The organism is Actinacidiphila cocklensis (genome assembly GCF_907177275.1).
GTDB lineage: Bacteria > Actinomycetota > Actinomycetes > Streptomycetales > Streptomycetaceae > Actinacidiphila > Actinacidiphila cocklensis.
This window is the reverse complement of record NZ_CAJSLV010000056.1, coordinates 107603-129122: the sequence shown is the minus strand read 5'-3', so window position 1 is coordinate 129122 and position 21520 is coordinate 107603. Positions and strand designations below refer to the sequence as shown.

Sequence of the window (21520 nt, the reverse complement as noted above, 5' to 3'; positions counted from 1 at the left end):
GCTCCGGCGTCTCCGCGGCGGGGCCGCGGGCCGGTTCGGCCGGCGGGCCGCCGGCCGCCGTCTCCGGCACGCCGGGTTCCGCCGGGGGCGCCGCGGGGGCGGCTTCGGGGCGCAGGCGCACGGTCGCGGCCTTCCTGCAGGTGGAGGATGGTGAAGGCGACCGTACCCTGCGATGACGCGAGGGTGAGCCGCGGATGTGCAAAGCTTCCCATCCCACCGCGCCCGGCCCCAATTCGCCGCTCTCCACCGGCGATGCTGCGGAACGGGTCCGAACGCCCTTCGGGCCGACCTGGGACTCGCCGGCTGCGAATCGGACCAAGGCCGTTGTCTACTGGGCGTCCGGACCCTTCCCGGGTACCACCTGCCGATCGGGCGGCGCTCACCCTCCGTACCCTCTCGGGCGGAGAGGCCCCACTGGCGAGCCGCGTACTGCGTCGTGCGCGCTGGACCTGGCTGCCAGTGGCGGCGTGCACGTGCGGCGCGACACCCCATGGCCCAGCGGCGGTCGACGCGACCGCGGAGGGCCCCGGTTCGACGTCCTGTGGTGGACTTCGCCGAACCTACTCGCCCCCGACCGGCAACTGTCAACAGCGCTTTGACCTGCGGGGTTTCACCAAATCAGCAGGTCAGTGCGGACCGGCCGACCAGCACGCGACACGCCGCCGCGCGCCGAGGGCGCACCGTTCGGCCGCATCGCGCGACGCCGCCGGTCACCCGTTCGGGCGTGAGTGGACCGTCCGGCCGCCGACGACCGTACGCAGCGCGGTCGGCAGGTCACGGCCCGGGGTCAGATCGGGCAGGCCGGGGGTGCCGGAGCGCGGGTCGGTCGACCAGTTGGCGACCCGCTCGTCGGGCGCCTGGACGACCAGGTCGCCGACGCTCCACACCGCGTAGTCGGCCGGTGCGCCCGGCACCAGGACGCCCGCGTCGTCCCGGCCGACCGCCCGCCAGCCGCCGCGGGTGTGCCCGGTGAAGGCGGCGCGGGCGGAGATCCGGTGCCCGGGTGTGCGGTGGAAGGCGGCGGCCCGCACCGCGCCCCACGGGTCGAGCGGGGTGACCGGGCTGTCCGAGCCGAGCGCGAGCGGCACCCCTGCGCGGGTCAGCGCCGCGTACGGGTTGAGCGCCGCGGCCCGCTCGGGGCCGAGCCTGGCCGCGTACATCCCGTCGGGGCCGCCCCAGGCCGCGTCGAAGGCCGGCTGCACGGACGCGACCAGGCCGAATTCGGCGAAGCCCGCGATGGCGGCGTCGGTGAGGAGTTCGGCGTGCTCGACCCGGTGCCGCAGCGCCCGCACCCGGTCCAGGCCGACGGCCTCGGCCGCGGCCCGCACCCCCGCCACGACGGCGTCGACGGCCGCGTCCCCGATGGCGTGGAAACCGGCCTGTACACCGCCCTGGGTGCACAGCAGCAGGTGCCGGGCGATGGTGTCGGCGTCCAGGTACGACACGCCCGTGACGGCGGCGTCGTCGGCGTAGGGCGCGTGCAGGCAGGCGGTGTGCGAGCCGAGGGAGCCGTCCACGAACAGGTCGCCCCCGGCGCCGACCGCGCCGAGGTCGCGGAGGCGGTCCAGGTCGGCGGGCGTACGGACCGGCTCGGCCCAGTAGCCGAGCACCCGAGGGCCGTCACCGGCCGCGGCCAGCGCCAGCAGGCCCGTCAGGTCGTCCTGCGAGGAGATGTCGGGGCCTGCGCACTCGTGCAGCGACCCGATGCCCTGGGCGGCCGCGTGCCGCAGCGCGGCCCGCTGGGCGGCCTCCCGCTGGGCGGGCGTCACCGCGGCGTACGCGGCCCGGCGTACGGCGTGGTGCGCGTCGCGGGTCAGCGGCGCCTGCGGGTCGTGTCCCGGCAGCCCGGCGAGGCCGGGCACGAGGGCGGCCAGCCCGCTGCTGACGGCGGCGGAGTGCACGTCGGTACGCGACAGGTACAGCGGGCGGCCGCCGGTCGCCCGGTCCAGCTCCGCCCGTGTCGGCGGGCGCCGCTCGGGCCAGCGGCTCTCGTCCCAGCCGTGGCCGAGCATGACGCGGTCGGCGGGGTGCGCCGCCACGTACGCGGCGGTCCTGGCCAGGGCCTCCGGCAGGGACCCGACGCCGGTGAGGTCGAGGCCGGTCAGTGCCAGGCCGGTGGCGGTGGTGTGCACGTGGGCGTCGGTGAACGCCGGGGTGACCAGGGCGCCGTCGAGGTCGACGACCTCGTCCGCGCCGTCGGCGAAGGAGTCGGCGGCGGACTCCTCGCCGACCCAGGCGACGGTGTCGCCGTCGATGAGGACCGCTGTCGCGAAGGGGTCGGTGGGCGTGTACACGAACCCCCCGCGGAGCAGCACGGTGGCCTCCGGCGGTGGGCTGGTCATGGGCGAGCTCTGGTGCATCCCCCCAGTCTCTCCCCCGCCTCCTCTCCCCCGTGCCAGGGGGTCTCCCGGGACCTTCCCCCGGCGGGTGGCCCGTCGCGGACAAGGGACGCACCGCAAAGGGCCGGTCGCCCCGGGGCGCGACGCCGTCAGATGCGGGGAGGCCTGGACTCGTACGGGGTCGAGAGGACGACCGTGGTGCGGGTGGAGACGCCGGCGAGGGTGCGCACCCTCGCCAGGAGGTGCTCCAGCTCGATCGGAGTGGAGACGCGCACCTTCAGGATGTAGTTCTCGTCGCCCGCCACGGAGTGGCACGCCTCGATCTCGGGCACGTCGGCGAGCCGCTCGGGGATGTCGTCGGGCGCGCTGGGATCGAACGGCTTGACCGAGATGAACGCGGTCAGCGAGAGCCCGACCGCCTCGGCGTCGACGATCGCGGCGTACCCGCGGATGACACCGCGCTGTTCGAGCCGGCGCACCCGCTGGTGGACCGCGGAGGTGGAAAGGCCCGTGGCCTTGCCCAGGTCCGTGTAGCTCATGCGCCCGTCGGCCATGAGCAGGTCCACGATCTGCCGATCCAGCTCTTCCACAGCCGACGACCTTACCGGCCCGCCGCCGGTTTCGGTCATGCGTGGAGCATCCGATCGAGGAAGCCGTTGGAGAAGGTGCGGGCCGGGTCGGTGGCGGCCGCCAGGGCCAGGAAGTCGGGCATCCGGGGGTAGCGGGCGCGGACCTCGGCGGGGTCGGTGGTGAAGAGCTTGCCCCAGTGCGGGCGGGGCTCGTAGGGCGCCAGCGCCTGTTCGAGCACGGCGAGCACCGGCAGCACGGCGGCGGTGTCCTTGACCCAGGTGAAGTGCAGGCCGACGGCGTCGCGGCCGTAGGCGGGGCTGAGCCAGAGGCGGTCCGCGGCGACCGTGCGGACCTCGCACACCTGCAGGACGGGCGCGACGGTCTCGCGGATGCCGTCGAGTGCGGTGAGCGCGGCGACCGCGTGGCTGCGCGGCACCAGGTACTCGGACTGCAGCTCCTCGCCGCTGCTCGGGGTGAATCCGGGCCTGAAGTGCGGCAGCCGCTCGTGCCAGGGTCCCGGCACGTCGAACTGCTCGGTGCAGTGCACCGGGTCGACGCCGGGCACCGGGTGCAGCTTGGTGTCGGCGGGCTTGGCCCACGGGAATTCGGCGTCGGGGGCGTCGGCGAGCTGCTTGAGCCAGACCTGGTTGAAGCGCGGGCCGCGCCAGTCGGTGAAGAGGCTGACGCTGTACGCGGCCGAGGTGATCGCGTCGAAGTTCGCGGTGGCGTCGGCGAGTTCGAGGCCGGTGAGGACCCGCTGGCGCACCTCGAAGGCGGGCCGCAGGTCCAGGGTGAGGTGGGTGGCGATACCGAGGGCGCCCAGTGCGACGACGGTCCCGTCGAAGGTGTCGCGGTCCGCGGCCCGGCTGACGGTGTGGATGCCGCCGTCCGCGGTGACCAGGTCGACCGCGGAGACCGAGGTGGCCAGGCCGCCGTTGGCGTCGCCCGAGCCGTGGGTGCCGGTGGCGACGGAGCCGCCGACCGAGATGTGCGGCAGGGACGCCATGTTCGGCAGCGCGAAGCCGCGGGCGTGCAGGTGTGCCGCGAGTTCCGCGTAGCGCACGCCGGCGGCGACCCGGACGCTGCGGGCGGCGGTGTCGATGTCGATCTCGGGCGGCAGCGCGGACAGTTCGATCAGGGTGCCGTCGGTGTCGGCGATGTCGCTGAAGGAGTGGGCGCTGCCGAGCGCCTTGGCCCGGCGGCTCGACGCGACCAGCGAGCGCAGCTCCGCGACGGTGGCAGGACGACGTACTTCGGCCGCGGAGAAGGTCAGGTTCCCCGCCCAGTTGCTTTGCATCACGCCACGCTTCCCGCTGTCCGGCGGACCCGTCCTGGCCTCGCCCGTTGGCACCTTATCCGGCCGGACGGCAACACGCCGCGCGGGGGCGCAGGGGGGTGCGCGGGCGCACTGCGGGGGCGCATGAACCAGCCACCGGGGCCGGTGTGACGAAGGCCACATCGAGCGCGCGGCTCTGTCCGCAATGGCGCGGTTACCCGCGTAGCGTGGCGGGAAGTGCTCGCTATGGCCCTGGGCGTGACGCCGGGCCGACCCGATGAAGGGCATCCCACCCGAGGGGGAGACGCAGCATGCGTAACCATGTGCGCCACAGCCGCAGCGAGCGGACCAGGCCCGCGTTCGAGGAGGGCCACGAACGCGACGCCGCGTTCGCCTACCCCGCCGGTGAGCCGGCGGGCTCCGACGCCGACGCGTCGGACGACCTCATGGACGGTATCGACGGCATCGACGCCGACGAGGCGTTCGAGGAGGACTTCGGCGACGTCGTCCGGCTGTCCTGCCCCGACTGCGGCCGGCCCATCGCGGTCTTCGCGGACGAGGAGCGGCTGCCGCAGCACGCCCTGTGCGCGACGCCGTGGAACCCGTTCGGCCTGACCGTCTGCGGCGGCTCGGGACGCGCGGTGGCCGACGCCCGCCCGGCCGACGGCCTGGCCGGCGGCGACCGGCAGGACCTGGCGGCGCTGCTGACGCTGCCCGCCGGCCTCGACTGGCGTACGCAGCCGTTCTCGCACGTGGGCGGCCCCGAGTCGCGGCCGTTCCACCTGCCCGAGCAGGGGCTCGCGGCCTAGGCGCGTACCCCTTCCGCCACAGCGCCCGGCCGGCGTGGACGACGCCGGCCCGGCACTATCCCGGCCGCGGCTCAGCCCCTGGACTCGGGGCCCGCGAGGTGGCGGGCGACGACCATCCGCTGGATCTGGTTGGTGCCCTCCACGATCTGCAGCACCTTCGCCTCCCGCATGTAGCGCTCGACCGGGAAGTCCGCGGTGTAGCCGTACCCCCCGAGCAGTTGGACGGCGTCGGTGGTCACCTGCATCGCGGTGTCGGTGCAGAAGAGCTTCGCCATGGCGGCCCGCGCGGAGAAGGGCTGGCCCTCGTCGCGCAGCCTGGCCGCCGCGAGGTAGAGCGCCCGGCCCGCCTCGATCCTGGTGGCCATGTCGGCGAGCATGAAGCGCAGGCCCTGGAAGTCGGCGACCGGCCGGTCGAACTGCCGCCGCTCCAGGACGTAGCCGAGCGCCGCGTCCAGTGCGGCCTGTGCCACGCCGGTGGCGCACGCGGCGATGCCCAGCCGCCCGGAGTCCAGGGCGCCCAGCGCGATGGCGAAGCCCTGGCCGAGCTCGCCGATCCTGCGGGCGTCGGGCACCCGGACGCCGTCGAAGTGCACCTGCGCGGTCGGTGAGCCCTTCAGGCCCATCTTCCGCTCGGGCACGGCCGCCGACAGGCCGGGGGCGTCGCCCGGGACGAGATACGCGGAGATGCCGTGCGCGCCCCCGCCGCCGCTGCGGGCCAGCACCGTGTAGAAGTCGGCGACGCCGCCGTGGGTGATCCACGCCTTGGTGCCCTCGATCGTCCAGCCGTCGCCGTCCCGCGCCGCCCGGGTCCGCAGAGCCGCGGCGTCGGAGCCCGAGGTCGGCTCCGAGAGGCAGTAGGCGCCCAGCTGGGTGCCGCCGAGCATGCCCGGCAGGTGCTCGGCGCGCTGCTCCTTGCTGCCGTACTGGGCGAGCGCGTGGCAGGCCAGGGTGTGGACGCTGACCCCGAGGCCGACGGTCAGCCTGGCCGCGGCCAGCTCCTCCAGGACCTGCAGGTAGACCTCGTACGGCTGGCCTCCGCCGCCGTATTCCTCCGGATAGGGCAGGCCGAGCAGTCCTGCCTCGCCGATCAGGGTGAACGTCTCACGCGGGAAGCGTCCCGCCTCCTCCTCGGCGGCGGCGCCGGGGGCGATCTCCCGCTGGGCCAGGTCCCGGGTGAGCGCGAGCAGGTCCCGCGCCTCCTCGGTGGGCAGTTGGCGGGACACCGGCTGCGGGCCGTAACTCTGCATGGCGGCGCACTCCTCCCTTTCGGGGGCGACGGCGGCAGTCACCGTGGGTGGGCGGTGCCGTCCGATGGGCATACCCGGACACGAAGCTCCCGTACCGGATCACGGCACGGGCTGATCAACGCGACCGGCGGGTTGGAGTATGCCCGATCGGGCAACGCCCCGTCACCGCCCCGGCGGAGCACGGGCGGCGGGGGCCGGGGCGTGGCGGGCGGTTTGTGCGAAGCCGCGGGGCCGGACGGGCGAGCCGTCGTACGCTTCGCGGCTCGTGGCCGACGTGGCGGCCAGGGAGGCGATGATGCGGGCCGCGCTGGGTGCGCCGCCCGCGGGCCTCGGCCCGTCGCCGTACGGCCCGGGCAGTACGGCCTACGCTCCGCCCGGCGGTCCCCCGCCGACCCTGCCCGCACCCGCGGCGAGGGTCCCGGCAGCCCGGGCGAGGGCAGCGACGACGTCAAGGTCACCCTCACGCCGACCGGCGGCTCGCGCGGCAGCACGGTGGGCCGGCCACCCCGGAGAAGAAGGACTGACGGGTCAGACGGCGTCGGCCAGCGTGAGCGCGTGCAGCTGGTCGGCGGGGCCTGCCTTGCCGTAGTACCAGCCCTGGGCGGTGTCGCAGCCGAGCGCGCGCAGGTGCTCCGCCTGGGTGCGGGTCTCGACGCCCTCGACGGTCACGGTGAGGTTGAGGGTGTGGGCGAGCGAGACGATGCCCTCGACGATCTTCATCTCGACCGGGTCTGCGGGGTGCTGCCGCATGCCGCGGGTGAAGGACCTGTCGAGTTTCAGCACGCTGACCGGGAGCCAGCGCAGCGAGGACAGGTTGGAGTACCCGGTGCCGAAGTCGTCGAGCGCGATCGCGACCCCGAGGTCGGCGATCCTGCGCAGCGGCTTGAGCGCGTCCTCGTTGGCGCCGATCAGGGCGCTCTCGGTGACTTCGAGGCACAGCGCGCTGGGCGGCAGCCCGGTCTCGTCGAGCACCGCGGCGACCTCGGCCACCAGGTCGGGGTGGGTCAGCTGCACCGGTGAGAGGTTGACGTTGATCCGCGGCGCCGGGCCGGTGAACCGCCGGTCCTGCCAGTCGCGGGCCTGCTGCGCGGCCTGCTCCAGCACCCAGCGGCCCAGCGGCACGATCTGGCCCGTGCTCTCGGCGAGCGGGATGAACTGGTCGGGGCCGAGCACCCCGTGCACCGGGTGGCACCAGCGCACCAGCGCCTCGGCCCCCAGGACCACTCCGTCCTCCAGCCCGATCAGCGGCTGGTACTCCACGAAGAACTCGCCGTGCCGCAGCGCGCTGGGCAGCTGGTTGGTCAGCCCGTGCCGGGTGATGGCGCGGGCGTCGGCGTCGGGGTCGGCGACCTCGTAGCGGTTGCCGCCCAGCTCCTTGGCGCGGTACATCGTGATGTCGGCGCTGCGCAGCACATCGGCGGCGCCGCGGGTGCCGACCGGGCCGTGGACGACGCCGATGCTGCCGTGCACCGGCAGTTGGCGGTCGTCGAGCAGCACCGGGGTGGACAGGGCCTTGAGGATGCGGCCGGCCAGTTCCGTGACGGCGGCCAGGCTCGGCGGGTCGGCGTAGACGGCGACGAACTCGTCGCCGCCGATCCTGGCCACCAGCTGGTCGGGCGAGGTCACGCAGCGGCGCAGCCGCTCGGCGACGGCGACCAGCAGCCGGTCCCCCACCGCGTGGCCGAGGCTGTCGTTGACCGCCTTGAAGCCGTCCAGGTCGAGGTAGCAGACGCCGATCCTGCGGTCGGCGCGGTCGGCGCCGTGCTCGTCGGTGGTGCTCAGCGCGCGGTCGAGGCGCTCGAAGAACAGCGCCCGGTTGGGCAGTGCGGTGAGCGCGTCGTGGGTGGCCTGGTGGCGCAGCCGCTCCAGCAGCCGGCGGCGCTCGGTGATGTCCTCCAGCAGGCCGAGCTGGTACTGCGGGCGGCCCGCGGCGTCGCGCAGCAGCGAGACCTGGACGTCGGCCCACAGCACCGAGCCGTCGGCCCGGGGGTAGGCCTTCTCGATGTGGTAGTGGTCGCGCTCGCCGCGGGCGAGTTCGCGGTTCAGGCTGTCGCCCTCCGGGCCGTTGTCCGGGTGCGTCCAGTCGCCGGCCCTGCGGTGCCTGATGTAGGACTCGCTGCCGAGCATGCGGGTGAGCGACTCGTTGACCTCAAGGACGTTGCCTTCGAGGTCGGCGATGCCGATGCCGACCGCGGCGGTCTCGAAGACGGCGCGGAAGCGGGCCTCGCTGGCGGCCAGCGCGCTCTCCGCCTCGGTCTTGGCGTTCAGCGCGGCGCGGGAGATCGACTCCTGCTCGTACAGGGTGCGTTCGCGCAGCGCGTGCGAGAAGCCGACGGCGACCGCGTGCTGGAGCCGGGAGCAGCGCACCCGGCACTCCTCGGCGGGCAGGTCGAGGCCGGGGCCGCAGTAGAGCACCAGGTAGGCGTCGATGACGCCGAGGATGCTGGGCAGCGACTCGGGGTCGGTGCAGTGCGCCGCGACCAGGCCCTCGCCGACCCGGATGGCGGCCCGCGGGTCGAAGCGCTCGGCGTGCAGGGTGTCCCGCAGCAGGCGGGCCAGCGGCAGCAGGTGCTGCTCGAACTCCGCACTGGTCATGGAGGTGGCGGTGACCGGGTAGATCGCCCGGCTCCAGATCGCGGCGAACCGCGCCAGGTTGTCCCGGCTCGTCGACAGGGCCGGTCCGCCGCCGGTGCGGCCGACCGCCCTCGCCGTTCCGCCCGCCGCCCTGCACCGGGGGGCGGCCGGTTGCGCGGTCACGCCTTCAGCCCCACGCCGGCGAGTCCGGTGAGCAGTGCGGGATCGTCGTCGTCGCTCGGCGGGGTGTCGGGGCGCCAGTGGTTCAGCGGGACGACGCCGGGGTCGAGCAGTTCGAAGCCGGTGAAGAAGCGTTCCACCTCGGGCACCGTCCGCATGATCAGCGGGGTGCTGGTGCGCTGGTAGACGTCCTGGACCCGGCGCTGGTCGTCGCTGAGCAGGCCGGCCTGCGGGGTGGCGTGGGTGATGACCAGGACGCTGCCGGGCGCGAGGGCGTCGCGCAGCTCGCCGACGACGGCGTAGGCGTTGTCGGTGTCGCGCAGGAAGTGCAGCACCGCCACGAGCAGCAGGGCGACCGGCCGGTCGAGGTCCAGCATCCGCTGCGTCTCGGGGTGGTCGAGCACCGACCGCGGGTCGCGCAGATCGGCGGCGGCGATCGTGGCGTGCTCGTTCCCGTCGAGTACGGCCTTGCTGTGGGCCACCGCGACCGGGTCGTTGTCGACGTAGACGACGTTCGCGGCCGGATTCAGCGTGTGCACGACCTCGTGCACGTTGCCGAACGTGGGGATGCCGGAGCCGATGTCGAGGAACTGGTCGATGCCGCGGCCGACCGCGTGGCGCACTGCCCTGCGCATCGCCGCCCGGTTGGCCTGGCCGACCTTGGGGATGGCGGGGATGGCCTTGAGCGCGACCCTGGCCGCTTCCCTGTCCACCTCGAAGTTGTGCGAACCGCCGAGGAAGTAGTCGTACACCCGCGACACGCTGGGCACGGTGATGTCGATGCCGGGCGGTGCCCAGGAAGGACGGTCGGTCACAGTGGAGATCTCCAGGTCGTGGGGCCGGGTGGACGCGTCCGGAGTCAACTCTCGCGGACGGTGGGCCGCTTACTCTGCGAGGCTACTGATCACGTGTTCGGAGCGAAACACGCAACCGGAGATGTGACGTCCGTTTTCGGTCAACAACCACCGGCATGTACAGGTGCGAAAACGCGCCACGGCGAATCTGCGCACGCTGTGCAGGGCAAGCGCAGAAACGATGGTGGACCCGTGACGGTCGTCGTCACGGGTCCACCATCGTCTTTCGGACAGCGGGCGGCCGGTCAGCAGGCGCCCTCGTCCTGCCAGACCCCCCACTCACCGGTGGTGCCGGGCTCCTCGTTGGTGGTCCACCACTTGGCCTTCCACTTGTGGCCGTTGTGCGCCACCTCGTTGCCGCCGACGTAGACGGCGGACGCGGTCCACTCGCCGACCGTGCAGGTCCCGCCGGGCGGGCTGGTCGGCGGGGTGGTGGGCGGCGGGGTGCTCGGCGGGGTGGCGCCGGCGAACTTCACCGAGTACTTGGCGAATTCCCAGCTGGACTGCGGCACGCTGCTGCACACGCCGGACGTGGTGCCGTTGTCCGGCGGGTTGCACTGGCGGTCCCGGTTGAGCGACCAGAAGGTGAAGCGGCCCATGCCGTGGCTGGTCGCGTAGTCCAGCACGGTCTGGAAGTCCGCCTGGTAGAAGTACTCGCCCGAGTCGCTGCGGCCGTTCATGCCGGAGAAGCCCTCGTGGGCGTACGCGGTGGCGGTGTCCCAGCCGAAGGTGGTCTTGAGCAGGCCGTTGAAGGCGGTCAGCGCGGCGGTCTGCGACGCGGCGCCGTTGAAGCCGCCGTCGAAGGGCATGATGGAGAAGTTGTTGGGCGTGAAGCCCTGCGACTTGGCCTCGTTGAGCATCTGCTGGCCGAACCAGCCGGTGCCGGCCGCGGTGCCCGCGGTGGTCACCGACACGAACAGGCCGGGGTTGTTCTGCTGCAGGATCTTGGCCGCGCCGATCTCGTGCGCGACGGCCGCGGTGTTCTCGTACTCCGGCTCCTCCAGGTCGAAGTCGATCGCGTGCAGCTGGTACTTGGTGATCACCTGCTGGTACGCGGCCGCGGTGGAGGAGGCGTCGGAACAGGCCTGGCCGAGCTTGGTGCCGCCGTAGCCCCCGATGGAGACCGAGACGTCACCGCCCTTGGCCCGGATCGCCGAGATGACGCCGCCGACCGCGGTGTCGGAGGACACCGCGCTGGTGCCGCCCCAGGTCGGGCTGCAGCCGCCGCCGTTGGGGGCCAGGATGAAGGCGAGCTGGAAGGCCTTCAGGCCGGTGGCGTCCATGATCGCGGTCGCGTCCGGCGGGTTGTTGTCGGTCGGCATCAGATAGGGGGCGGCGGCGTACCACTGGTTGCTCAGCGCGCTCGACGCCGCCGTGGCGCCGCTGGCCTGTCCCGTGCCGAGCACGGCGGCGGCGCCGAGCCCGGCAAAGGCAAGGGCGGCGGCGGCCACGCCGGAACCCAGTGCTTGGAGACGCTTCACGTCTGGACCTCCTGTGGGGGAACGTGCCAGCAGAATCCTGCTCTGACGCGAACCCGTCAATGAGTTGGTCCAGACCTTTAGAGCAACCCACAAATTGGTCTCTACCAATCCGGGGCCTCAGGCAGGCCGCCGCACGTCAAGGGCGCCCGGAGCGCCCCGTTTTCACACCACACCGACCGCCGCGAGCGCCCGCCGCTGCCCCGGGCTCGGCTTCGCGGGGAAGTACAGGTAGCAGACACCGCCGGTGCCGCCGCTGACCCCGCCGCTGGCGTTGATCCGCTTCGTCCGCAGCCAGATCGTCTCGAACTGTGCTCGCTTGTAGACGTTGCGGACCACCGCGTCGCTGCTGCTCGCCGGGTCGTTGGCGACCACGTCGCCCTCGGCGGTGAAGCCCACCAGGGCCATCAGGTGGCCCGACGTGCCGTACCCGGCGCCGTCCAGCTCGGAGGCCAGGAAGGACTGTGACGTTATCACCGGGATGCCGGCCTTGATCAGCTTCTCGACGTCGTTGAGCGAGTGCAGCCGGGTGATGACGCCCTGCATGTCCTTGTACGTCGCCGCGTAGGCCGCGTTGAACGGCCAGTTGCCGCAGCCCTCGTACTGGTAGTCGTAGGTGTAGCGGGCGCCCTGGTCGACCTGCGGGTCCGCGTACGCCGGGTTCACCCAGGCCAGCTGCTCCGCGGTCGGGCCGCGGCCCCAGTACTCGATGACCATGGTGGACGACGTCGGGCTGCACCAGGCCTCGCCGCCGTTGTCGTACTCCGGGTACTGGCCCTTGTGGATGTTCTGCGAGTAGGCCGGCACCGGCAGCTCCACGCCCGCGCCCTCGCCCGGCACCGAGGCCGGCACGGTGAAGCGGTCCGGGATGTTCGACGCCATCGCGCCGAGCCGCCACACGGTCGGCGTCAGCTTGCTGCCGGGCTTGCGGAAGAGCGTCAGCCGCAGCCGGTACGAGGCGAGCAGCGGTCCCGCCGTCGCGTCGTCGATGGAGAAGGTGTCGGTCCAGATGCTGCTCTTGCCGTCGGTCTGGTCATCCACCGACGTGCGCCTGATGTCCTCGTCGCCGTCGCCCGCGGTCCAGCGCCCCATGACGTAGGCCGGGGTCTCGGTGCCGTCGGTGTAGGTGCCGAGCAGCTCCACCTGGATCCAGGTGCCGGCCGGGGTGTGCGCGTTCCACGACGAGATCAGCTCGCTCGCCGGGTGCGGCACCTCGCGCACCGGAGAGGTCCAGGACGCCGACTCCCAGGTGGCGGTGACGCCGGTGTGCGGGTCGGTGTAGTCCAGGGTGCCGGTGGCCCGGCCGATCTCCAGCCCCGCACGCGGGCCGGGCACCGGGCGGGTGCCCGCGTGCGCGCCGAACAACCAGTCGGCGAAGGACGTCCAGCCGTGGTAGTCGACCGGGGCACTGTCGGTCGCGCCGTCGCTGCCGGACCGCTGCGGCACGGCGCCGGGAGCGGCGGCCCCGGACGGCGCGGCCGACGCGGACTGCGCGGCCGCTGTGGTCGCCGCGGTCGCGGCGGCGGCCAGCGCCGCGGCGATCACGGCACGGCGGGGGGCGTTACTGGTCATGGCTCAATCCCCTCGTTTTCCCTCGACGGGTACGGGACACCCCTGCGCGCCGCCCGGCGGCAGGTCGCACCACCATTGCAGGCGGGACACCCTTTCCACCAGGTTTTCCGACCGCGTGGCGGGACCAACATTGGTCTGTTCCTGTGGCGCTCAGTCGGGCAGGACCACCAGGTCACGCCCGGTCAGATTCAGCCGCTCGCCGCCGCCTTCGGTGCACACCGCGATGTCCTCGATGCGCGCGCCGAAGGTGCCGGGCAGATAGATGCCGGGCTCGATCGAGAAGGCCATGCCCGGCGCGAGCGCCCGCCTGCTGCCCGCGACGATGTACGGCTCCTCGTGGCCCTCCAGGCCGATGCCGTGGCCCGTGCGGTGGATGAAGTGCTCGCCGTAGCCGGCCGCGGTGATGATGTCCCGGCCGATCGCGTCCAGTTGCTCGGCGGTGATGCCCGGGCACACCGCCTCGGTCTGCGCGGTCTGCGCGCGCAGCAGCACCTCGTACAGCTCGCGGAAGGCGGCGGGCGGCTCGCCGACCGCGTAGGTGCGCGTCGAGTCGGAGCAGTAGCCGTCGGCGGTGGTGCCGCCGATGTCCACCACCACCGGGTCGCCGCTGCGGATCACCCGGTCGGACACCTCGTGGTGCGGGCTCGCGCTGTTCGGCCCCGAGCCGACGATGACGAAGTCCACCGTCTCGTGGCCGGCCGCCAGGATGGCGTCCGCGATGTCCCTGGCGACCTCGCGCTCGGTGCGCCCGGCCCGCAGCCACTCCCCCACCCTGCGGTGCACCCGGTCGATGGCGCCGCCCGCCCGGCGCAGCGCGGCCACCTCGGCGGGGCTCTTGCGCATCCGCAGCTCCGTCAGCACGTCGCCGGCCAGGCACGCCTGGGCGTCGGGCAGCGCGGCCTGGAAGGCCAGCAGCTTCTCGGCCCACATGTGGTTGTCGACCGCGAAGCGGCGCACCCCCGCGGGCAGCCGGCGGGCGATCAGCGCGTAGGCGTCGTCGGTCTCGGCGAAGCCGGCGATCTCCAGGCCGAGGCCGCCGGCCGGGGAGGCCTGCGCGGCGGGCCGCTCCAGGGCCGGCACCACCAGGAAGGGGTCCGCCTCGGCCGGCACCACCAGGCAGGTCAGCCGCTCCAGGGGCAGCGCCTGATAGCCGGTCAGATAGCGCAGGTCGGCGCCCGGCGAGACCAGCAGCGCGTCCACGCCCGCGTCCGCGGTGGCCTTCCTGGCGAGTTCGAGGCGCTCCGCGGGATGGAGCGCGGCGGCGGAGTCTTCGGAGTCGGTCACGCCGACCACGGTAGTCGGCAGCGCCGCCCGACACGGTCACCTTTTACGGCCTGCGCGCGCCGGGCCACCGTACGGGCGGGGCCTATGCTCCGGCTTCATGGACACTCACGGCCCGGCCGGTCTCTCGCTGCGCGAACTGGCCGGCACGCTCGACCTGCTGCCGCCGTCCTGCGGTCCGGTACGCCTGGTCGCCGTCGACGGGCACGCGGGCGCCGGCAAGAGCACGCTCGCGCAGCGGCTCGCGGCGGAGGCCCGCGGGGCGCCGGTGGTGCACACCGACGACTTCGCCACGCACGACCGGCCGTTCGACTGGGTCGAACGGCTCGACGCGGAGCTGCTGGCACCCTTCCGGGAGGGCCGGGAGGCCCGGCACGCGGTCTACGACTGGACCGCGCGGCGGTTCACCGGCGAACGGCTCGTGCCGGCGGCGCCGGTGGTGCTGCTCGAAGGCGTCGCCAGCGGGCGCCGGGCGCTGCGGCCGCTGCTGGCGCTGACCCTGTGGCTGGAGGTGGACACCGCCACCGCCAGGCAGCGCGGGATCCGCCGGGACGGCCCGGCGCTCGAACACTTCTGGACCGGGTGGTCCGCGGCGGAGGACCAGCACTTCGCGGAGGACCCCACGCGCCCCTTCGCGGACCTTCTGGTCCACCAGACGGAGGCCGGTTATCGCGCCGCTCCCGGTCCGTACGGTCACACGGGGTGACGCACTTGACCGCTTCGCGCGGAGCAATTACGTTTTCAACCAAGCGGCCCCGGAAGGCCGCCACGTAGCACGAAGCCCCCGGTTGTTCCCCCGTGACCGGGGGCTTCGTCTTCCCCCGACACCCCCGTCACACCCTCCCCTTGCGCCCTCCGGCCGCCCGGTGACTGCCCCCTGCGGTGGCCTTCGCCGTCGCACTCCGTGGCAGCCGGGCGCGCAGTTCCCCGCACCCCTGAAAACACCCACCCTCTCCCCCAGAGGGCAAGCCCATGGGGGCCCGGAACACTGCACGCCAAGCCATGACGCACCGGAAGGTGCGAGCCCACCGCAAGGGGCAACCGCCTAGGGGCGCGAGGAACCGCGCGACAAGCCACGACGCGCCGGAACTCTGAACGCCACAGCAAGCGGCGCCCACCTCGGGCGCGCGGGCTGCGCGCGCAGCCCGCGCGGCGGGAAAGAGGCAACGCCACAGCAAGTGGCACCCACCTCAGGGGCGCGGGGAACCGCGCGCACACCCCCCGCCGGCGGGCGTGGAAGCGAATCCACCCGCACGTGGCCCCACCCCTCAAAGCCCCGCAGGGAAACGCACTCTACGGAGTTGACCTCTTCGCGGGTACGATGCCGGAGGGTGCGGGCGGGGGCCGCAGGGGGTGTGGCGTGCTTCAACTCCTGTGCGCCGCCAGGCGGTTGGCGGGGGAATGATGGGTGGGGACTAGATGGACTTCGGCACCGACCGCGCGGGCGCCCCGGCCGATCTCGCGTGGCTGCGCGGCATCGACGCGTACACCATGGGCGCCTACGTCCAGGCCGAGGAGGAGTTCAAGACCGCGGTCCGCATCGACCCCGGCATGGCCGACGCCTGGCTCGGGCTGCACGCGCTGCGGGCCGACACCGCGACCGCGCTGCTGCAGATGTACCGGCACCGCGACCGCTTCGGGGAGCAGCGCGCGGCGCACCGCCGCACCCTGAACTCCTGGTACTGGCTCGGCTGGTGGGTGCAGCCGGTGCTGGAGACCAGCAGGGACCTGCTGCTCGCGCACGCCTCGCACTGGCTGGACGGCCGCCATGTCGCCGAGCTGGACCGCGCGCTCGCCGACTGCCCGCCCGTCGACACCGACCCGCAGGTGCGCTTCCTGCACGCCTGCCGGGCGTATCTGGTCAAGGACTGGGAGCACCTGGTCCGGCATACGGAACCGCTGCTCGGCGACCCCCTGCTCGGCATCGAGGCGGGCCTGTTCGGCGGTATGGCCCGGGTGCGGCTCGAAATGTGCGGGCAGGCCGAGCCGTTGCTCGCCGCCGCCCTGATGCGGTGCCGCAGCGAGCAGCCGCAGCGCAAGGAGCTGCGCTACTGGCTGGCCCGGGCGTACGAGGGCACCGGGCGGACCGCCGCGGCCGTACCTCTGTACCGGGCGGTGCACCGGGTGGACCCGGCGTTCATGGACACCGCCGCGCGGCTGGCCGCGATCCACGAGACCGACGACGGCCTGGACGAGAGCGCGGGCCTGGCCACCGCCGTGTCGTTGGCGGGCGGCGGCGGGCAGGCGGTGCCCGAGGGCGCGGCCGACCTTGACCCGGGGATGTACCCGGACCCCGGCGACGGCCGCCCGCCGGGGAACCCCGACCTGGACGACGCGCTGCTGGCGTCGGCGGGCGCGCTGGACGACGACATACGCGACCGGGCCGTCGCCCCGCTGACCGGCTCGCTGCCCGCCCAGCTGCCGCTCGGCGGCTCCGATCCGGTGCTGCTCGCCCAGGCGCTCGCGGAGCTCGACGGCATGGTCGGCCTCGAACCGGTCAAGCGGCAGGTCAGGGCGCTGTCGGCACAGCTGCGGATGGCCAGGCTGCGGGCCGGCCAGGGGCTGCCGGTGCAGCCGCCGAAACGGCACTTCGTCTTCTCCGGTCCGTCCGGCACCGGCAAGACCACGGTGGCCCGCATATTGGGCCGGGTCTTCTACGCGCTCGGCCTGCTGGGCGGCGACCACCTGGTGGAGGCCCAGCGCTCCGACCTGGTCGGCGAGTTCCTCGGGCAGACCGCGGTGAAGGCCAACGAGCTGATCGACTCCGCGCTGGGCGGTGTGCTGTTCGTGGACGAGGCCTACGCACTGTCCAACTCCGGCTACAGCAAGGGCGACGCGTACGGCGACGAGGCCCTGCAGGTGCTGCTCAAGCGCGCCGAGGACAACCGTGACCGGCTGGTCGTCATCCTGGCCGGCTACCCCGAGGGCATGGACCGGCTGCTCGCCGCCAACCCGGGTCTCAGCTCGCGCTTCACCACCCGGGTGGACTTCCCCAGCTACCGCCCGCTCGAACTGACCAGGATCGGCCAGGTGCTGGCCGCGGAGAACGGCGACCAGTGGGACGACGAGGCGCTGGAGGAGCTGGGGGCGATCAGCGGCCACGTCGTCGACCAGGGCTGGATCGACGAGCTGGGCAACGGGCGGCTGCTGCGCACGCTGTACGAGAAGAGCTGCGCCTACCGCGACCTGCGGCTGTCGGAGTACCGGACGACGCCGAGCCGCGAGGAGCTGTCCACCCTGCGGCTGCCCGACCTGATGCAGGCCTACGGCGAGGTGCTGTCGGGCCGCGGCCCCGGCGTCCCGCCGCCCGACCCGGCCGAGTAGCCGGGGCGGGCGCGGGAGCCGCGGTCAGCCGACCAGTTCGCCGGGCGCCGAGCGGTGCGAGGGGTCGCGGACCTCGCCGACGAGCATTTCGAGCACGTCCTCCAGCGCGACCAGGCCCAGCACCCGCCCCGCGGGGTCCGCGACCGCCGCGAGGTGGGACGCGGCCCGCCGCATCGAGGTCAGCGCGTCGTCCAGCGGGAGGTCGGCGCGCAGCGTGGTGATCGGCCGCCACAGCCGCTGCGGCACCGGCCGGTCCTGGTCCTCCAGGTCCAGCACGTCCTTGACGTGCAGGTAGCCCAGGTAGCGGGCGCCGGCCTCCTCGGCGACCGGGAAGCGGGAGTAGCCGGTGCGTACGGTCAGCTCCTCGACCTCGCGGGCGGTCGCCGTGGGCGCCAGGGTGATCAGCTGGTCCGGGGTGAGCAGCACCTCGGTGACCGGGCGGGTGCCCAGCTCCAGCGCGTCCTCCAGGCGCTCCTGCTCGTCGGAGTCCAGCAGCCCGGCCCGCCGGGCGTCCTCCACCAGCACGGTCAGCTCGGCGCTGGTGAAGACCGCGTCGACCTCGTCCTTGGGCTCGACGCCACAGGCCCGCAGGATCACCCGGGCGCAGGCGCCGAGCACCACGATCACCGGCCGGAAGACCCGGGCGAAGCCGACGAGGCCCGGGCTGAGCCACAGCGCGGTCTTCTCCGGGTCGGCCATGGCCAGGTTCTTCGGCACCAGTTCGCCGATGACCAGGTGCAGGAAGACCACCAGGGCCAGCGCCAGCACGTAGCCGATCGCGTGCACCAGGTCGTCCGGCACGTGGGCGGCGACGAAGACCGGCTCCAGCAGGTGCGCCACGGTGGGTTCGGCGACCGCGCCGAGGGTCAGCGAGCAGACGGTGACGCCGAACTGCGCGGCGGCCATCATCTGCGGCAGGTGTTCGAGGCCGTAGAGCACGGTGCGCGCCCTGCGGTGGACGGCGGCCAGCGGTTCGATCTGGCTGCGGCGGACCGACACCAGGGCGAACTCGGCGCCGACGAAGAAGCCGTTGCCCAGCACCAGGAGCAGGGCGAAGAGCAGTTGCAGTGCGCTCATCGGTCGCTCTCCTCCCCCGCGGCCGGCGCCGTACGCACGATCCTGACCCGTTCGGCCCGGTGGTGGCCGACCTCGGCGACCCGCAGCTGCCAGCCGGGCAGTTCCGCGGTGTCGCCGATCTCGGGAATGCGGGCCAGCAGGTCGGCGACCAGTCCCGCGACCGTCTCGTACGGGCCTTCCGGCGCCTCCAGGCCGATACGGGCCAGGGTGTCGATGCGGCAGCTGCCGTCGGCGTCCCAGGCCGGCCTGCCGTTCTCCGGCGGGGCCTGCGCCAGGTCGGGCAGGTCGACGGCGTCGTGCTCGTCGCGCACCTCGCCGACCAGTTCCTCGACGATGTCCTCCAGGGTGACCACCCCCGCGGTGCCGCCGTACTCGTCCACGACGACCGCGATGGGCTGCTGGCTGCGGAGCAGTTCGAGCAGCGGCTGGGCGGCCAGCGTCTCGGGGACCAGCAGCGGGACGACCGCGATCCGGCCGACCGCGGTGCGGTCGCGCAGTTCCGCGGGGACGGCGAGGGCGTCCTTGAGGTGGACCATGCCGACGATGTCGTCGAGGCGGGCGCGGTAGACCGGGAAGCGGGACAGTCCTGTGGCGCGGGTGAGGTTGAGGACGTCGGCCGCGGTGGCGGTGTCCTCCAGGGCGCTGACCCTGACCCGGGGCGTCATCACGTTCTCCGCGGTGAGGTCGGCGAGCGAGAGGGTGCGGACGAACAGGTCGGCGGTGTCCTGCTCCAGCGTGCCGGCCAGTGCCGAGTGCCGGGCGAGCGAGACCAGCTCGGTGGGGGTGCGGGCTGAGGCCAGCTCGTCGGCGGGCTCCACGCCGAGCATCCGCACCAGGCGGTTGGCCGCGGTGTTGAGCACCTCGATGACCGGCCGGAAGGCGCGGGAGAAGGCCCGCTGCGGCCCCGCGACCACCCGGGCGACGGCCAGCGGCCTGGACACCGCCCAGTTCTTCGGGACCAGCTCGCCGATCACCATCTGGACGGCGGAGGCGGCCATCATGCCGACCACGACCGCGACGCCGGGGGCGGCGCCGTGCGGGATGCCGACGGCTCTGATCGGGCCGGTGAGCAGGTCGGCCAGCGCGGGTTCCGCGAGCATGCCGACGACCAGCGAGGTGATGGTGATGCCGAGCTGGGTGCCGGACAGCTGGAAGGACAGCCGGCGCAGGGCCGCGACGACGCCGGCCGCTCTGCGGTCGCCGGCGGCGGCGGCACGTTCGGCCGCCGGGCGTTCCACCGTCACCAGGCCGAATTCGGCGGCGACGAAGAAACCGTTGGCGAGGATCAGGACAAGGGCTGCCGCGAGCAGCAGCAGTGACGTGCTCATGAGGCCGCCGCTCCATGGGACTGGGCGGGAGGGGCGGCGCAGGTACTACCGGACGGTGCGTCCATCGGGGTGTGAGTGTCACTCCTCGGTCGGTCGGGCGGTTCAGCGGGCGGCGCCGTCACGGCACCGCCCGGAACAAGACTAGTCATTGCGGTCGCAGCAGCGAAGGACGGCGGGCGCCCCTTTCAGCGGGAGCCGCCCCGCTCGCCCGGGCCGTCGCCGCGGGCCTCGCCGAGCGCTTCGACCAGAGCTCGCAGCCGCCGGGCGTCGCCGATGGCCTGCCGCCTGGCGATGCCGGGCTGGATGCCCATCACGGCCAGCGTGGTGCCGTCCGCGAGGTCCAGATGGACCCAGGCGTCACCCTGCCGCAGCCGTACGGCCAGCACTTCCGCCCAGGCCAGCCGCCTTTTGACGGTCAGGTTCACCACGGTGAGGCCGTCGGCGTCGGCGACCGCCTTGGGGCGGCTGAGCAGCGCCAGCAGGGCCAGCGCCAGCACCCCGACGACGACCAGGGTGACCCGGTCGCCGGTGCTCCACGGGGACGCGCCCTCGTAGGGCATCACCACGGCCAGGGTGCTGAGCACGCCGAGCAGCAGGGTGCCCATGGTGAGCAGCACCACACGGGTGAGCAGCGGCCGGAAGGTGACGGGCAGCTGCGCGACGGCGGCCTCGGCGCGGTCGTCGTCGGCGGCGGTCACAGCCGGGCGGCGTGGATGCCGGTGGTCAGGATGGCCCGGGCGCCCAGGTCGTACAGCTCGTCCATGATGCGCTGGGCGTCGCTGGTGGGGACCATGGCGCGGACCGCGACCCAGCCCTCGTGGTGCAGCGGGGAGACCGTCGGCGACTCCAGGCCCGGGGTCAGGGCGACGGCCTTGTCGACGTGCTCGGCGCGGATGTCGTAGTCCATCATCACGTAGCGCCTGGCGACCAGGACGCCCTGCAGGCGGCGCAGGAACTTCTGCACCTCGGGCTCGTCGGCGGGGGCGCCGGTGGGGCGCACCACGACCGCCTCGGAGGCCATGATCGGCTCGCCGAAGGTGTCCAGGCCCGCGTTGCGCAGCGAGGTGCCCGTCTCCACGACGTCGGCGATGACCTGGGCGACGCCGAGCTGGATGGCGGTCTCGACGGCGCCGTCGAGGTGGACGACGGTGGCGGCCACGCCGTTGTCGGCGAGGTGCTTCTCGACGACGCCCTCGTACGAGGTCGCGACCGTCATGCCGCCGAGGTCGGCGACGCTCGCGGCAGTGCCGGGCCTGGCGGCGTAGTGGAAGGTCGAGCGGGCGAAGCCGAGCTGCAGGATCTCCTCGGCGCTCGCCCCGGAGTCCAGCAGCAGGTCGCGCCCGGTGATGCCGATGTCGAGCCGGCCCGAGCTGACGTAGATGGCGATGTCGCGCGGGCGCAGGTAGAAGAACTCCACGTCGTTGGCGCGGTCGAACAGCACCAGCTCCTTGGACTCCTTGCGCTGGCGGTAGCCGGCCTCATGGAGCATGGCCGCCGCGGGTCCGGACAGTGAGCCCTTGTTCGGGACGGCGATGCGCAGCATGGGGTCGGGTTCCTTCGCTGTGGGTGCGGTGCGGTGGACTGGGGTGGTGCGGGACCGGCGGACGTGCG

At 73.6% G+C, this 21520-nt stretch carries 16 protein-coding genes; 3 read left to right on the top strand and 13 right to left on the bottom strand.

Annotated elements, in window-relative coordinates:
* Positions 1-710: 710 nt before the first annotated feature.
* From NFU81_RS18145 to NFU81_RS18135, 3 genes are all read right to left on the bottom strand, one after another.
* Complete coding sequence (locus NFU81_RS18145) at positions 711-2342, bottom strand: amidohydrolase (RefSeq protein ID WP_251491098.1); 1632 nt, start codon at positions 2340-2342, stop codon at positions 711-713.
* A gap of 146 nt (positions 2343-2488) precedes the next feature.
* On the bottom strand, positions 2489-2929 hold the full coding sequence (locus NFU81_RS18140) for an Lrp/AsnC family transcriptional regulator (protein WP_251491096.1): 441 nt from the start codon (positions 2927-2929) through the stop codon (positions 2489-2491).
* Between the two features lie 35 nt (positions 2930-2964).
* Positions 2965-4206, bottom strand: coding sequence for an FAD-binding protein (locus NFU81_RS18135; RefSeq protein WP_251491094.1), 1242 nt, complete (start codon positions 4204-4206; stop codon positions 2965-2967).
* 290 nt (positions 4207-4496) lie between these two features.
* On the opposite strand from NFU81_RS18135, the gene NFU81_RS18130 reads away from it, so the two are divergent.
* Positions 4497-4994: a hypothetical protein gene (locus NFU81_RS18130; protein ID WP_251491092.1), complete on the top strand. Its 498-nt coding sequence runs from the start codon at positions 4497-4499 to the stop codon at positions 4992-4994.
* 71 nt (positions 4995-5065) lie between these two features.
* On the opposite strand, the gene NFU81_RS18125 is transcribed toward NFU81_RS18130, so the two are convergent.
* From NFU81_RS18125 to NFU81_RS18100, 6 genes are all read right to left on the bottom strand, one after another.
* Positions 5066-6241, bottom strand: coding sequence for an acyl-CoA dehydrogenase family protein (locus NFU81_RS18125; RefSeq protein WP_251491090.1), 1176 nt, complete (start codon positions 6239-6241; stop codon positions 5066-5068).
* A gap of 528 nt (positions 6242-6769) precedes the next feature.
* Positions 6770-8914 (bottom strand): putative bifunctional diguanylate cyclase/phosphodiesterase, encoded by a 2145-nt coding sequence (locus NFU81_RS18120; protein WP_251491109.1) that lies wholly within the window; start codon positions 8912-8914, stop codon positions 6770-6772.
* Between the two features lie 80 nt (positions 8915-8994).
* The gene (locus NFU81_RS18115) at positions 8995-9810 is read right to left on the bottom strand and encodes an SAM-dependent methyltransferase (protein WP_251491088.1); all 816 of its coding nucleotides are present in this window, start codon (positions 9808-9810) and stop codon (positions 8995-8997) included.
* Between the two features lie 284 nt (positions 9811-10094).
* Positions 10095-11330, bottom strand: coding sequence for a carbohydrate-binding protein (locus NFU81_RS18110; protein ID WP_251491086.1), 1236 nt, complete (start codon positions 11328-11330; stop codon positions 10095-10097).
* Between the two features lie 162 nt (positions 11331-11492).
* Complete coding sequence (locus tag NFU81_RS18105; RefSeq protein ID WP_251491084.1) at positions 11493-12899, bottom strand: peptidase C39 family protein; 1407 nt, start codon at positions 12897-12899, stop codon at positions 11493-11495.
* Positions 12900-13049: 150 nt separating this feature from the next.
* Complete coding sequence (locus NFU81_RS18100) at positions 13050-14192, bottom strand: M24 family metallopeptidase (RefSeq protein WP_251491082.1); 1143 nt, start codon at positions 14190-14192, stop codon at positions 13050-13052.
* An 88-nt stretch (positions 14193-14280) separates the two neighbouring features.
* Here NFU81_RS18100 and NFU81_RS18095 point away from each other — a divergent pair, with 88 nt between their 5' ends.
* Together NFU81_RS18095 and NFU81_RS18090 are read left to right on the top strand one after the other, a co-directional pair.
* Positions 14281-14886, top strand: a complete 606-nt coding sequence (locus NFU81_RS18095) for a uridine kinase family protein (protein WP_251491080.1) — start codon at positions 14281-14283, stop codon at positions 14884-14886.
* 713 nt (positions 14887-15599) lie between these two features.
* On the top strand, positions 15600-17504 hold the full coding sequence (locus NFU81_RS18090) for an AAA family ATPase (protein WP_251491078.1): 1905 nt from the start codon (positions 15600-15602) through the stop codon (positions 17502-17504).
* A 24-nt stretch (positions 17505-17528) separates the two neighbouring features.
* Here the strand turns inward: NFU81_RS18090 and NFU81_RS18085 are convergent, their stop codons facing one another.
* The 4 genes from NFU81_RS18085 to hisG all read right to left on the bottom strand — a co-directional run bounded on the left by NFU81_RS18085 (position 17529) and on the right by hisG (position 21452).
* Positions 17529-18581, bottom strand: coding sequence for a hemolysin family protein (locus NFU81_RS18085; RefSeq protein WP_251491076.1), 1053 nt, complete (start codon positions 18579-18581; stop codon positions 17529-17531).
* Complete coding sequence (locus NFU81_RS18080) at positions 18578-19909, bottom strand: hemolysin family protein (RefSeq protein WP_251491073.1); 1332 nt, start codon at positions 19907-19909, stop codon at positions 18578-18580. The genes NFU81_RS18085 and NFU81_RS18080 overlap by 4 nt, the downstream gene beginning before the upstream one ends.
* Positions 19910-20094: 185 nt before the next feature.
* On the bottom strand, positions 20095-20607 hold the full coding sequence (locus NFU81_RS18075) for a PH domain-containing protein (RefSeq protein WP_251491071.1): 513 nt from the start codon (positions 20605-20607) through the stop codon (positions 20095-20097).
* Positions 20604-21452: an ATP phosphoribosyltransferase gene (gene hisG / locus NFU81_RS18070; RefSeq protein WP_251491069.1), complete on the bottom strand. Its 849-nt coding sequence runs from the start codon at positions 21450-21452 to the stop codon at positions 20604-20606. Before hisG ends, NFU81_RS18075 begins: the two co-directional genes overlap by 4 nt.
* Between the last annotated feature and the right edge of the window lie 68 nt (positions 21453-21520).